Origin of the sequence: Archaeoglobus fulgidus DSM 4304 (genome assembly GCF_000008665.1) — an archaeon.
GTDB classification, from domain to species: Archaea; Halobacteriota; Archaeoglobi; order Archaeoglobales; family Archaeoglobaceae; genus Archaeoglobus; species Archaeoglobus fulgidus.
Window position 1 is genome coordinate 1,304,373 of sequence record NC_000917.1, and the last position, 13,198, is coordinate 1,317,570.

At 47.7% G+C, this 13,198-nt stretch carries 12 protein-coding genes and 1 tRNA gene; 8 read left to right on the forward strand and 5 right to left on the reverse strand.

The features are described from left to right. Positions 1-9 precede the first annotated feature (9 nt). From AF_RS07295 to metG, 8 genes are all read left to right on the forward strand, one after another. Entirely contained in the window at positions 10-993 is a 984-nt protein-coding gene (locus AF_RS07295; protein ID WP_010878943.1) for a hypothetical protein, read from the forward strand. Next, on the forward strand, positions 990-1,235 hold the full coding sequence (locus AF_RS07300; RefSeq protein ID WP_010878944.1) for a hypothetical protein: 246 nt from the start codon (positions 990-992) through the stop codon (positions 1,233-1,235). The genes AF_RS07295 and AF_RS07300 overlap by 4 nt, the downstream gene beginning before the upstream one ends. Positions 1,236-1,349: 114 nt before the next feature. Beyond that, a complete protein-coding gene (locus AF_RS07305) occupies positions 1,350-1,913 on the forward strand; it encodes an Lrp/AsnC family transcriptional regulator (RefSeq protein ID WP_010878945.1) in 564 nt (187 codons plus the stop codon). 39 nt (positions 1,914-1,952) lie between these two features. Next, on the forward strand, positions 1,953-4,277 hold the full coding sequence (locus tag AF_RS07310) for a glycyl radical protein (RefSeq protein WP_148183461.1): 2,325 nt from the start codon (positions 1,953-1,955) through the stop codon (positions 4,275-4,277). Continuing rightward, positions 4,265-5,173, forward strand: coding sequence for a glycyl-radical enzyme activating protein (locus AF_RS07315; RefSeq protein WP_010878947.1), 909 nt, complete (start codon positions 4,265-4,267; stop codon positions 5,171-5,173). Before AF_RS07310 ends, AF_RS07315 begins: the two co-directional genes overlap by 13 nt. An 88-nt stretch (positions 5,174-5,261) precedes the next feature. Further along, positions 5,262-6,899 (forward strand): thermosome subunit beta, encoded by a 1,638-nt coding sequence (gene thsB, locus AF_RS07320; RefSeq protein ID WP_010878948.1) that lies wholly within the window; start codon positions 5,262-5,264, stop codon positions 6,897-6,899. Between the two features lie 117 nt (positions 6,900-7,016). Next, on the forward strand, positions 7,017-8,333 hold the full coding sequence (locus tag AF_RS07325; RefSeq protein WP_010878949.1) for a PAS domain S-box protein: 1,317 nt from the start codon (positions 7,017-7,019) through the stop codon (positions 8,331-8,333). A gap of 37 nt (positions 8,334-8,370) precedes the next feature. Further along, positions 8,371-10,347: a methionine--tRNA ligase gene (gene metG / locus AF_RS07330; RefSeq protein ID WP_010878950.1), complete on the forward strand. Its 1,977-nt coding sequence runs from the start codon at positions 8,371-8,373 to the stop codon at positions 10,345-10,347. Positions 10,348-10,607: 260 nt separating this feature from the next. Here the strand turns inward: metG and AF_RS07335 are convergent, their stop codons facing one another. From AF_RS07335 to AF_RS07350, 5 genes are all read right to left on the reverse strand, one after another. Then, positions 10,608-11,468, reverse strand: a complete 861-nt coding sequence (locus AF_RS07335; protein ID WP_010878951.1) for an AN1-type zinc finger domain-containing protein — start codon at positions 11,466-11,468, stop codon at positions 10,608-10,610. Positions 11,469-11,505: 37 nt separating this feature from the next. Further along, positions 11,506-11,994, reverse strand: coding sequence for a hypothetical protein (locus tag AF_RS07340; RefSeq protein ID WP_048064394.1), 489 nt, complete (start codon positions 11,992-11,994; stop codon positions 11,506-11,508). 598 nt (positions 11,995-12,592) lie between these two features. Next, complete coding sequence (locus tag AF_RS13215) at positions 12,593-12,766, reverse strand: hypothetical protein (RefSeq protein WP_010878953.1); 174 nt, start codon at positions 12,764-12,766, stop codon at positions 12,593-12,595. Beyond that, complete coding sequence (locus tag AF_RS07345; protein WP_048064395.1) at positions 12,763-12,978, reverse strand: hypothetical protein; 216 nt, start codon at positions 12,976-12,978, stop codon at positions 12,763-12,765. Before AF_RS07345 ends, AF_RS13215 begins: the two co-directional genes overlap by 4 nt. Positions 12,979-13,100: 122 nt before the next feature. Further along, positions 13,101-13,172: transfer RNA gene (locus AF_RS07350), tRNA-Cys, on the reverse strand. Positions 13,173-13,198 lie beyond the last annotated feature (26 nt).

The following is a 13,198-nucleotide window of genomic DNA, read 5'->3' on the forward strand; positions in this document are numbered from 1 at the left end:
TGGAGCAGAATGGGTGGTGAGAGCGATAAACAAAAAAAACCAGATTATTTTTTGGTTTCAGTCTCAAATCGTCGAAACCTTGAGCTGTGCATTAAGCATGCTATGGCGGGGTTCACAAACAGCATAAACGGACTCTGGACGTTTTTCGACATTGATGTCGGAGATTACGTTTCATTTCTCTATGGTGCGAGGGTCAGGAACTTATACAAAGTGGTGGAAAAGAAGGCTTACAAAAACGCTGAAAAATTACCTCCGTGGCCTCCTGTTACTTTCAAGATGTCTGGTAAAACCTACTACTTTCCTTTCAGGCTTTTTCTCTCACAAGAGCGCCTTTTGGATGAGCCCATGGTTAGGCCTGAGTTTTCCTACGTCGCCGAGAATTTGCTTCTGAGGGGTGGATACAGAAAAACACACTTTCATGCAGACTCAATCACGTTCTATAATATTTCCCAGATGGGAATGCCCTACGAGGGGGAAAATGAAAGTTTACACTTGGAGGCGGAAACTTTTGAGCCGAAAATAGTGTTCAAGAAGGAAAATGAAACTATACCGGAGAAGTTTTATTTCAGAGAGATAATACTGCAATCTTTGGTTCGGAAGAAAATCCCCAACACCATATTGGGGGAAATTTTGGAGCGCTTTGGTATGTTGCAGAACGCTTCAGAATTTGAGGTACTGGGGGAGAAAGCCCTTCCTGAAGGATACGTGGATATTTTCATAAAACTTAGGCATCCAACAGCATCAAACAGGTACATTCTAGTCGAAGTTAAAACGGGAAAGGCGCAACGAAAGGACATAAGACAGCTTTTAGAGTATATGAGCGAATACGGTAGAGAAGCAGTAGGTGGAGTGCTGGTGGCAAGAGATTTTCCCAGAAAAGCAAATGCGGATGGAGTCGTTTTTGTTAATTATCGTTTCGATGATCTGGATGTTGAAGGGGAGTATGCTTTCGAAAAACTTCTTGAGTTACTCCGTTTGGAGGTGGTGGTGTGAAAAAGAGGTTCTTTATTTTTCTGACACCCGATGGGATGACGTACTCCAGTTGTGAAGGGATTTATCCAGATGTGGATAATTTACAGGTCCTTGGATGGGCTGAAGGCTTGACGAAAGAAGATGCTTTTGAGGAATTTTTAAGAGTGAACAGGTGGGTTTTGGACACGAACTTTAAAGAAGTCATTTGCGTGGAGGCAAGAACCAGAATTCACGAAGGAAAGTTGTTTTTGCTTAAAAAGTAATAATGACAGTCTTTTCTTTGTAATTGAAGTAGCTGTCTTTATCCATACTGCATGCTCTCCAACGTCAGTTTATAAGGTAAACTTTATTTACAATGAAAGTGTTACAATCCAACCATGGACGAAAAGGATAGAAAAATCATCTCAATCCTTCAGCAAAACGGAAAAGCTACACTCTCCCAGATAGCCGAAAAAATGGGAATGTCTGCAATGGGTGTGAAAAAGAGGCTTGACAAGCTGGAGAAGGGTAAAATTAAGCTCACTCCCCTGCTGAACGTTGAGGAGCTAGGTATAATAACTGCCGTCGTTGCGATGGAGGTTGAAAGCTCTGATGCGTTACGAAAGATTATCGAAAAATTCAGGGATTGTCCCAGAATAATCAAGTTTTTCGTCACAACAGGCAGCTACAACCTGTTCGCGTTAATCTATGCCGAAGATTACCACTCGCTGGAGAGCATAACTTTGGAGAAGTGCTCTCTCAGGTCTCAGCCGGGTATCAGGAGGTACGACATTTTCCCAATCCAGGAGATCTTCTACGACAGCTATCTCGACATAAAGGTTGTTGCGGAGAAGGAGAGAGAGGATGCCCCTTGCGGAGTATTCTGCGGCGACTGCTACAGGTATGAATCAAACAGATGCTTAGGCTGTCCTGCAACGAAATTCTACAGGGGCAGGCTGTAAAAATCGTAATCTTTTTTAATTAGGTTTTTAAGGATGTGCATGGACAGAATTGAAAAGCTCATTAAAAAAGTTAGCAAACCTGCGAGGCTGAGCGTGGAGCGCTGCAGGCTCTACACCGAGTCGATGAAGCAGACCGAAGGAGAGCCGATGATTATAAGGCAGGCTAAAGCCCTCAAGCACGTTCTTGAAAACATTCCAATCCAGATTCTCGACTCCGAGCTGATTGTTGGAACCATGCTGCCCAATCCTCCCGGAGCAATAATCTTTCCCGAAGGTGTTGGGCTCAGAATCATAAACGAGCTTGATTCTTTGCCGAATAGGGAAACGAACAGGCTGATGGTTGATGAAGAAGACGCAAAGGTTCTCAGAGAGGAGATTGCTCCTTACTGGCAGAGAAAAACGATTGAGGCCTTTGCCTTTCCCCTCATGCCGGACATAATGCAAATTCTATACACGGGCTCGGTCTTCGTTCTCACGGAAATAGCGGGAATTTCCCATGTTGCCGTGAACTATCCCTACCTTCTGAGGAGGGGGTTCAGGTGGTTTTTGGAGGAAAGCGAGAGAAGAATTAGAGCCCTTGAAGAGAGTGGTGTTTATGAAGGAGAAAAGTACTCATTTTATCAGGCTGCAAAGATCGTTTCCGAGGCTGTTATCAATTACGGTCTGAGGTACTCCAAGCTCGCTGAGGAGCTTGCGGAAAGTGAGGATGGAGAGAGGAGAGAGGAGCTTTTGAAGATTGCTGAAATTTGCAGAAAAGTGCCCGCAGAAAAACCTGAAACCTTCTGGGAGGCCGTTCAGTTTGTCTGGCTTGTTCAAAGCGCTCTGCATCAGGAAAATTACGAGCAGGCAATCTCGATGGGAAGGATAGACCAGTACCTTTACCCCTTTTTCAAGAAAGACATTGGGGAGGGCAGGATAAACAGAGAGCTGGCCTTTGACATCTTAGCCAATCTCTGGATAAAGACCAATGAAATCGTTCCAGCATTTGACTCCCTGCTTGAGCAGTATTTCAGCGGTCAGGCGACAAACCAGGCCGTAACGATCGGGGGCTGCGACATCTACGGAAATGATGCGACGAACGAGCTAACTTACTTGATGCTTGAGGTTACGGACAGGCTGAGGCTCAGACAGCCCAATGTTCACGTGAGGATAAACAAGGGATCTCCGGAAAGCTTTCTCAAGAGGCTGGCCGAGGCGATTTCCTCAGGCTGCAACAACCTCGCCCTCTTCTTTGATGATGCTGCCGTTAAAGCCCTGAAAAACGCTGAAGTGGACGATAGAGACGCACTGAACTACACCACCGATGGCTGTGTGGAAATTGCGCCCTTTGGCAACAGCTTCACTTCCAGCGATGCGGCGCTGATAAACGTCGCAAAGGCGCTGGAGTACGCTCTGAACGAGGGGGTGGACTTGCAGTTCGGCTACGAATTTGGTGCCAAAACCGAAAAACCAAAATTCTTGGAAGACTTGCTGGAAAAGTTGAGGGAGCAGGTTTCACACATCGTAAAGCTGGTTGTTAGAGGGAGCAATGTTCTCAGCTATGCGAACGCGGAGGTTAAGCCAACTCCTCTGCTCTCTCTCTGCGTTGAGGACTGCTTTGAAAAGGGAGTTGATGTCTCGAGAGGAGGGGCGAGGTACAACTTCACGGGAATACAGGCTGTTGGCATTGCTGACGTTGGAGATTCGCTTGTAGCCATTGAGGGGGCTTTGAACGCCGGTTACTCAATGGATGATATTGTTGAGGCGTGTAGGAAAAACTTTGTCGGCTACGAAAAGCTGCACAAACTCCTTCTTCAGAGTCCTAAATACGGAAATGACGATGATGCTGCAGATAAGTACACAAAAATGGTTCTGGAATGGTACTGTGAGGAGGTAAACAGGCACAGGAACTTCAGAGGCGGAAAGTTTGCTGCAGGTTGCTACCCCATGACGACTAACGTCGGGTTCGGCTTCTTCACCTCCGCCCTACCATCGGGAAGAAAAAGCGGAGAGCCGCTGAATCCGGGAGTAAGTCCATCAACGGGAATGGACAGGGAAGGGGTTACGGCTGTGATAAACTCGGCATCCAAACTGAGCTACGAGAATCTTCCCAACGGTGCGTCTCTGACGATAAACCTAAGCAGCGACGTGCTGGGAGAGAAGGGAGATGCAGTTATAGAGGCTCTGATTAAAAGCTCGATGGAGCTTGGCGTGATGCACGTTCAGTTCAACATCCTGAAGGAGGATTTGCTGAGAAAAGCGCAGCAGGAGCCGGAAAAGTACAGGTGGCTGCTGGTGAGGGTTGCAGGCTGGAGCGCTTACTTTGTTGAGCTGTCAAGGCCTGTGCAGGAGGAAGTAATAAGGAGAATATCATGCAGGATTTAGAGGGGAGAATTTTCAGAATACAGAGGTTCTCCATCCACGACGGGCCGGGCATAAGGACTACGGTCTTTCTCAAAGGCTGTCCCCTTCGGTGCATCTGGTGCCACAACCCGGAGTCGCAAAGCTTCAGCTTGGAAGTTGGCTACAGGAAAGAGAGATGTCTCGGCTACCACGAATGCCTTAAATCGTGCGAAAGGAGTGCGATTGAAGCAAGTGAGGGCATTTCAGTGCTGAGAGAGAAGTGCGATGGATGCGGCAAATGCGTTGAAGCCTGCCCTTCAGGGGCTCTCGAAATTTACGGCATGGATGTCACTGCAAGCCATGTGATGGAAATTGTCGAGAGAGACAGAGTTTTTTACAAAAATTCGGGCGGTGGGGTGACCTTTTCCGGCGGGGAGCCATACTTTCAGCCCGACTTCCTCCTCTCTCTGCTTGAGGAGTGCAGGAACAGGGGGATAAGCGCAGCAGTGGACACCTCGGGCTTTACCGACTGGAAGGTCATTGAAACTTCGATGGAATTTGCCGACCTCTTCCTTTACGACCTGAAGGACTACAGCAGCGAGAGGCACAGAAGGTTTTGCGGAGTTGGCAATGAACATATTCTGCAGAATTTGAAGAATCTTCTTGATGCTGGCAACAATGTGGTCGTGAGAATTCCGGTTGTTCCGGGCTACAATTTTAGCGAGGACTTCGATAGCTACATTGAGATTCTGGCAAAGCTCGGCTGCAGAAGGATTGACCTCCTGCCCTTCCATTCCTTGGCTAAGGACAAGTACAGATGGCTGGGCAGGGAGTGGTTGATGCCCGAAATCGGCGATGAGGCGAGAAGCATCGCATTAGCTTTTTCCGAAGCTCTCGAAGCTATGGGATTTGAAGTGACCGTTGGAGGATATTTTTGATAACAAATGCTTGCAATTTAAATTCGTGATAGAAAAGCTTATATAGAAATACCAATCCACCAATTTCTGCAATAGGAGGTGATGTGAAATGGCAACGTTACAGGGTCAACCTGTGCTGATATTGAGGGAAGGTACCCAGAGGACTGTGGGCAGAGATGCCCAGAGAATGAACATAATGGCCGCTCGCGTTATTGCTGAGGCAGTGAGGAGCACTCTTGGCCCAAAGGGAATGGACAAAATGCTCGTTGACAGCCTTGGAGATGTGGTCATTACAAACGATGGTGTGACAATTCTGAAGGAGATTGATGTTGAACACCCGGCAGCGAAGATGATTATCGAGGTGGCAAAGACCCAGGACAATGAGGTTGGTGATGGCACCACAACTGCAGTAGTTCTTGCCGGAGAGCTGCTGAAGAGGGCTGAGGAGCTTCTTGATCAGGAGATTCATCCTGCAATAATCGCAAACGGTTACAGGTATGCTGCAGAAAAAGCTCTTGAAATTCTGAATGAGATTGCAATCCCAATCAGCAAGGATGATGATGAGATTTTGAAGAAGATTGCCACAACTGCAATGACTGGCAAGGGTGCAGAGGTGGCAATTGACAAGCTTGCCGAGATTGCAGTAAATGCGGTTAAGATGATTGCAGAGGAGTCAAATGGCCAAGTTGAGGTCAACACGGACTATATCAAGATTGAGAAGAGGCAGGGAGGAAGCATTGAGGAGACTGAGCTGGTAGATGGCATCGTCCTTGACAAAGAGGTTGTCCATCCGGGAATGCCGAAGAGAGTTGAGAACGCCAAGATTCTGCTGCTCGACTCAGCTCTGGAGGTTAAGGAGACTGAGATTGACGCCAAGATCAGAATCACCGACCCGGAGAAGCTCCAGAAGTTCATCGAGCAGGAGGAGGCAATGCTGAAGGAAATGGTTGACAAGATTGTCAACGCCGGAGCCAACGTGGTCTTCTGCCAGAAAGGTATCGATGACCTTGCCCAGTACTACCTCGCAAAGGCTGGCGTGCTTGCTGTGAGGAGAGTGAAGAAGAGCGACATGGAGAAGCTGGCCAAGGCAACCGGAGCGAAGGTTCTGACAGACCTGAGAGACATCAGCAGCGAGGACCTCGGTGAGGCTGCACTCGTCGAGGAGAGGAAGGTTGGCGACGAGAAGATGGTTTTCGTCACCGGCTGCAAGAACCCCAAGGCGGTCACGATTCTTGTGAGGGGTGGAACAGAGCACGTCGTTGAGGAGATTGCAAGAGGTATTGAGGATGCGGTGAGGGCAGTTGCCTGCGCAGTTGAGGACGGCAAGGTTGTTGTTGGCGCTGGCGCTCCAGAAATCGAGGTAAGCCTGAAGCTAAGGGAGTGGGCTCCTTCACTCGGCGGCAGGGAGCAGCTGGCAGTTGAGGCCTTCGCAACAGCCCTCGAAATCATCCCGAGGACTCTGGCAGAGAACGCTGGTCTCGACCCGATTGACGTTCTTGTGGAGCTCAAGGCAGCCCACGAGAAGGGACAGAAATATGCAGGAGTTGACGTTGACACCGGAAAAGTCGTGGACATGAAGGAGAGGGGCGTCTTCGAGCCTCTGAGAGTCAAGACCCAGGCCATCGGCTCCGCCACTGAGGTTGCGGTGATGATTCTGAGAATCGACGACATCATCGCTGCCAAGGGACTTGAGAAGGAGAAGGGTGGAGGCGGAGAGGGTGGAATGCCCGAAATGCCTGAGTTCTAATTTTTAATTTTTGTTTTGGTTACCTGTAAAGCGTATTTGCTGGCGGCAGTTTTTTGGAATGGATTGCATCTGAATAATCGGCCAAATGCTTTTATTTACAAAGATAGGCAATAGCCTATGCGGATAAACTTTGAGGAAGTTGCGGAGAAGTCTCTTTCCGGTATTTACATACACGATGAAAAGTTCAGAATATCTTACGTTAACGAGATGGTTGTTAGAGCCACGAAATACTCCAAAGATGAGCTAATTGGTATGAGCGTTCTGAATCTGGCCCACGATGATGATGTACGGGTTTTAATCGACTCAACTAAAAGGGCCCTTTCGGGGGAGGAGGTCTTTTACGAAACGCGCTACGTTAGAAAGGATGGAAAGGTAAGGTGGGCATGGGGATTTGCACGCCCGATTGAGGTTAACGGCAAAAAGTACGTTCTCGGGAACTGGATTGATATAACGAGAGTGAAGGATCTGGAGCAGAAGCTGAGAGAGAGTGAGGAGTTCTACAGAACGCTGATAGAGGATTCACTGACTCCCGTTTACATCATTCAGGGAGGAAAAATGGTCTACGTAAACAGGGCCTTCGAGGAGTTCACCGGCTACACAAAGGATGAAGTTGTGGGGAGAAGCCCGTTTTTCATAATTCATCCGGAGGACAGGGAAGGGGTTTATGCGAAGTACATCGAGAGAGAATCGGGAAAAAGGGATGTGGACGTATACAGCTGGAGGATAATAACAAAAAGGGGAGAGGTGAGATGGCTCACGGCAAGGCCCAGCAGAATCACCTACAAAGGGAGGCCGGCGGTAGCGGCTACGGTGGTTGACACAACTTCCATCCACGAGCTCAACGAGAGGCTGAGAATGCGCGAGGACTACCTCCGACTTCTCAACAAAATTTTGAGGCACGACATCGCCAACGCTCTCGTCCTTGTAAGGGCTGTTCTGGAGGAGAGAGAGGATGAGCTTTCAAATAAGGCTCTTGCGAGAGTAGACCACATTGTCAAACTCATCAGAGAGGTTGCTGGCCTCGAATCCGCTCTTGAGGAGCTAAGACCGACGAAGATGGACGAACTGGTCAGGGAGGTTGCAGAGAACTTTGGAGTGGAGTTTGAGGGTGAGGAAGTAACAGTAATGGCCAACGAGAGCCTCAGAACGATTGCCTTCAACCTCATCCAGAATGCAATTCAGCACTCAGGTGGGGAGGTGAGGGTGGAGGTGAAGAAGGATGGTAGATGGGGAGTTCTGAGAGTGGCCGACACCGGGAAGGGAATACCGGACCACATAAAGCAGAGGATTTTTGAGGAGGGCTTCACGACAGGTGGAACTGGGATTGGTCTTTTCATCGTCAAAAAGCTCACCGACATACTTGGCGGGGCAATAAGCGTTTACGACAACGAGCCGAGCGGGACCATTTTTGAGGTGAGGTTTAAGGCGGTTTAGGTAAAACGTTATTTACCCCTCGCAACCTTTTCCCTCCATGAAGCTCGTCACCTGCGGCTTACCTTACGCTAACGGCAAGGCTCATGTCGGGCACCTCAGGACGTACGTTCCCGCTGACGTTTACGTCCGATATCTCAGAATGTCGGGAGAAGAGGTTGTTTTCGTTTGCGGGAGCGACTGTCACGGCACGCCGATTGTTGTGAATGCCGAGCAGCAGGGTTTATCGCCAAAGGAACTTGTGGATATATATCACGAGCACTTCATCAAGATTTTTGACGCTTTGAACATAAAATTTGACTTCTACGGCAGAACGGACAGCGATTACCACCACCACCGCACCACTGAGATCGTGAAAAGGCTAATCGAAAAGGGCTATGTTTACCCCAAGGAGATTCAGCTTGCCTACTGCCCCAAATGCCAGAGATTTCTGCCTGACCGCTACGTTGAAGGAATCTGCCCGTACTGCGGTGCATTGGCAAGGGGAGATGAGTGTGATCAGGGGTGTGGAAGGCATCTGGAGCCGGGGGAGATTAAGGAGCCGAGGTGTAAGATTTGCGGCAGCAAGGCCGAGTTCAGGAGCCAGAGGCACTACTTTTTCAAGCTGACCGAGTTTCAGGACTTTCTGGAGGATTATCTGTCCAAACTGAAGGGCACTGAGAATGCTCTGAACTACGCCAGAAATTGGGTTAAGAACCTGAGGGACTGGTGCATAACCAGAAACCTTGAGTGGGGGGTAAGGTTTCCGGGCGAGCCGAATCTGGTGGTTTACGTCTGGGTTGATGCCCCCATAGGCTACATCAGCTTTACTGAGAAGGCTTGTGAGGAAAAGGGATGTGACTGGCGGAAAATATGGATTGATGGCGATGCTGAGATTATCCACTTTATAGGCCTCGACATCGTTTACCACCACTGCATTTTCTGGCCTGCGATGCTGAAAGGAGCTGACTACGCATTGCCTTCAGCGGTGGTGGCGAGCGGGATGGTCAAGGTTGAGGGCAAAACCTTCTCGAAGTCGAGGGGCTACGTTGTCTGGGTGGAGGAGGACTACCTGAAGTCGGGCCTGAGCCCTGATTATCTGAGATACTACATTGTAAACTACACCAGCCACCAGAAGGACCTGAACTTCTCATGGGAGGTCTTCAGGGAGAAGGTCAACAACGAGGTTATCGCCACTCTCGGAAACTTCCTCTACAGAGTGCTGCTGTTTGCGTGGAAAAACTTTGGCGAAGTAAGGATGGAGGGCGTTGACGAGGAAGTTCTGGAGAAAATCAGGGAGACCGAGCAAAAAATTCTCTCAGCCCTTGAGGAGTGGGAGTTTAAAGCTGCGAGTGATGCCTTCATGGAGCTTGCCACTTACGGAAACGTTTACTTCCAGAACGCCAAGCCGTGGGAGCTAATAAAGACTGACAAGGAGGCAGCAAGAAGGGCTGTTGCTTCGTGCCTTCAGCTTGCCAAAGCTCTCATAATATTCGCATATCCGGTAATGCCGGAAAGCATGGAGAGGATGGCAAAAGCAATAGGCCTTGATTTGGAGAATGTAAGATTAAGCGACGCTTACAAAGTTGATGAAGTCATGAAGCTCAGCAAACCTGAGGTGCCCTTCGCCAAGGTGGAGGATGAGGTTATCGAGAAGCTGCAGAAGGTGATGGAGAAGAGGTTCAGGGGAGAGGGAGAGAAAATGGAGCAGAAGGAGGAAATAAGCATAGAGGACTTCCAGAAACTTGACATCCGCATTGGTAGAGTTTTGAAGGCCGAGAAGGTGAAAAAGAGCAAGAAGCTCATCAAGCTCATTATTGACATAGGCGACGAGCAGAGGCAAATAGTGTCTGGAATTGCAGAGGACTACACTCCGGAAGAGCTTGAGGGGAAGCTTGTCGTGGTGCTTGCGAACCTAAAGCCGGCAAAGTTCATGGGCGTTGAGAGCAGAGGAATGATTCTCGCTGCTGAGAAGGATGGAAAAGCAGTGCTGCTGACCCCTGAGAAGGAGGTTGAGCCCGGGACGAGGGTTTGCTAACTATTCAAAGATTATCATAGACGCGATTTCGAGCAGGTTCAAGGCTAAGGATGAGCAAAGACCCGGTCACTTCACAATCATTATCAGCCACCAGAGGGGTCTGTACTTCATCCTTTCTTCGCAGCAACCTTCCTTTTAAAGCTTCCTCAGATAAGATGGGGTCAATAGTGTCGTCAATTTTATCAAATTTACAAATTTATAAATATTCTATTGTATACAGAATTGGATTTTGTACGGCAAAAATGCCTATAGCGCATCGTTTAATACTTCCGATAAGTAGTTCCATCACTCCTATACTCCCAAACAACTCCTGGAGGAAGAGGGGCTTTGCTTCTCCATTCCTTCTCTCCAGGACAATCATGCTTTGGCGGAAGAATGTGTTCTCCACAAAAGTAATTACCACAATAATTGCATTGATAAGGCAGATACTCTCTCTTACCACACTTATGGCAGTTTGCAAAGAGCTTGGTTATGGATTTTTTATAAGGTCCCTCGATTTCTACACCTTCTACTTCAATTAATCTCTTTTTACTCCTCTTTTTAACCCAGTAAGAGATTGCTACGATGAGTATTGGAACCAAGATGAGGACAACACGAAAGTGCTCATATGGAATAAATTTTCGAAGACCTAACTGGATGTAAAGACTGTAAACAGCAGAGTTAATTTGGGTGGCAAGATCTACTTGATGTGAGGTTGCAGGTGCCTGTGATGCGGTTGCTGTTATTGTTGTTGCCCCCTGAAGAGCAAATGGAAAGAGGTACTTCTGTTCCTCTTTTCCAGATGAGATTTTAAGGTAAATGTTTCCCGATTCTGGCAATTTTTCATAGTAGAACTTCGAAGTTCCCGCTTGGTTTGGCGACACTTCTACCAAATCTCTCCAGCTTGATGGCTCACAAGGAGTGATAGCCTCGTTTCCCGCCCAGATGTATGAAAGAAGGAGCAAGCCAACTCTTTTTTCAGTAGGGTAGAGCACATGGAATTCCACGACGTATTTCGACTTTCCACCACACCCCTGATTGCTCTCGTAAATTTTGTAATCAACCTGAAATGTGTCAGCACGAACATCAGCAAAGAGGAGAATGCAAGCAGTTAAGAGGTTGAAAAGAGTTCTGAATTTCATAAGTCTACCTCCCCTCCTTCTCCTCCAGATTAAAATCTTACTTCAGAAACCCAATATGAACTATCGGATACCTCCTCGTACTTCTGAAGAGTGCGAAGGCCCCAGGTATTACTAGACCCACGATCAAGATCGAGATACCAAGCATAAAGGGCTCACCGAAAACTGCGCTCACTGAAGCCATGAATACACCAAAGAGCAGACCAACACCTATCATCAACCCTCCAGCAATCCTCAAGCCCCAGAGATTTAAGTCATCTCTCAAATCTATTCTGTTTATACGCCTTAAGAGTCTCGTGTAGAGCGAAAGCATGAAGATCGTCCAAAAGATGGCGCTAACACCTACCAGATACCCAAGATTTAACTGATACCTCAGATAGCTAGATCCAACAGCAGCAGAGAGCGAAAGAACAGGAAGCCAGTTCGACCTCCTCTTTTTCCTGTATTTAGTCTTAGGCTTCTTCTTCGGTTTGAAAGGTTTAGTCTTCTTGAATTTCTTATGTTTTTTAGATGATTTCTTCTTGCCCAACTAAAACCCTCCGACGCGACTATTCCGTGACATATCATAGAAATGAACTTACTTAAATCTTTCTCTTTGATTTTTGATTACTTTTAAGTTTACTTTTTCGACTTCATCTTTCTGATTTCTTCTTCAGCACATTTCAGCTCCTTTCCTCCAAGCTAAAACCTTCCTCGTAAACCATCTCAATCTCCTCGAGTAGCTAAAAGGATGTAGTGCCCTGTTGGTAGAAGCATACATCTTCTTTGCACGCTTTTTCTAGTCATTGCAAGAGTTTCTTTAAAGTCCCTAGTTTATGAGTTCCTCAAAGCGCTTGTCGAAATTTGTGGCTGAGAGCAGTGGTAATTTCGTCCAATTATGAAAATGTCTTAACACAATTTTGAAGACCTTGCAATATCCTGAGTGAAATGAGATCAATGTAGTCCAGTATGTGTTCTTTTTCTTGGACCGTTATAGTGAGAGTCCAGGAGAGATGCACCAAGAAATCAAGAAGCTGGTTAAGCGGGCATGTATCGTAACGTTGCAGGGTGCTGAGGAGGCTAATGCTTGGTGCTAAACCCGATCGTAAACTCTCTCCCGCTTGTCGATTTTAAACACGACAACGATTTTATCTGGCATCTCTGTCCTCCCTTATCATCTCGGCAATCTTTGAGCTCTTCATCTCCATCCTCAGCTTCCTCGTTTCCTCGAGCAGCCTTTTCTTCGCCTCTCTGCGAACCCTCTCTATTATTATCTTTCGTATTTCCTCCTGCCAGTTTACGTCTTTCATCTTCTCCATCATTTTTCGAATCTCCTTCGGTATCCGCACACGATCTCCTCAAGCTTCTGCAGAGCGAACCCGCCGAAGTCTGTCAGGACTCCTTCGAGCCTTCGGAGAGTCTTTGAGGACTTGACCTGAAAAAGTGCTCGGCAGCCTCTCTCACTTCTGAGCCTCCCGTAGAGCGTCTTCGTGCTGATGCCCGGTATTTTTGCAATTTTCACCTTCAGCAGCACTGAATGACCCTGATGTCCTTGTCCTCAGTTGGGTAGAGATCCTGATCAAAACAGGTTAAGCTGTCAGAATTTAACAAGAGACGATAATCCGATAGTGGTATGGAGTTATACCAAATAAAGAGAGCCAGGGCCCGGATTCGAACCGGGGTAAAGCGGATCTGCAGTCCGCCGCATAGCCCCTCTGCCACCCTGGCTTGATAAGGAGTAGGTTCAAATTTGT

Excerpts from the sequence above, each read along its gene's own strand:
- AF_RS07335 (WP_010878951.1), bottom strand. The coding sequence starts at position 11,468 with ATGAAATTCAGAACTCTTTTCAACCTCTTAACTGCTTGCATTCTCCTC.
- AF_RS07310 (WP_148183461.1), top strand. The coding sequence starts at position 1,953 with ATGGACAGAATTGAAAAGCTCATTAAAAAAGTTAGCAAACCTGCGAGG.
- AF_RS07295 (WP_010878943.1), top strand. The coding sequence starts at position 10 with ATGGGTGGTGAGAGCGATAAACAAAAAAAACCAGATTATTTTTTGGTT.
- AF_RS07305 (WP_010878945.1), top strand. The coding sequence starts at position 1,350 with ATGGACGAAAAGGATAGAAAAATCATCTCAATCCTTCAGCAAAACGGA.
- thsB (WP_010878948.1), top strand. The coding sequence starts at position 5,262 with ATGGCAACGTTACAGGGTCAACCTGTGCTGATATTGAGGGAAGGTACC.
- AF_RS07315 (WP_010878947.1), top strand. The coding sequence starts at position 4,265 with ATGCAGGATTTAGAGGGGAGAATTTTCAGAATACAGAGGTTCTCCATC.
- AF_RS13215 (WP_010878953.1), bottom strand. The coding sequence starts at position 12,766 with ATGATGGAGAAGATGAAAGACGTAAACTGGCAGGAGGAAATACGAAAG.
- AF_RS07325 (WP_010878949.1), top strand. The coding sequence starts at position 7,017 with ATGCGGATAAACTTTGAGGAAGTTGCGGAGAAGTCTCTTTCCGGTATT.
- metG (WP_010878950.1), top strand. The coding sequence starts at position 8,371 with ATGAAGCTCGTCACCTGCGGCTTACCTTACGCTAACGGCAAGGCTCAT.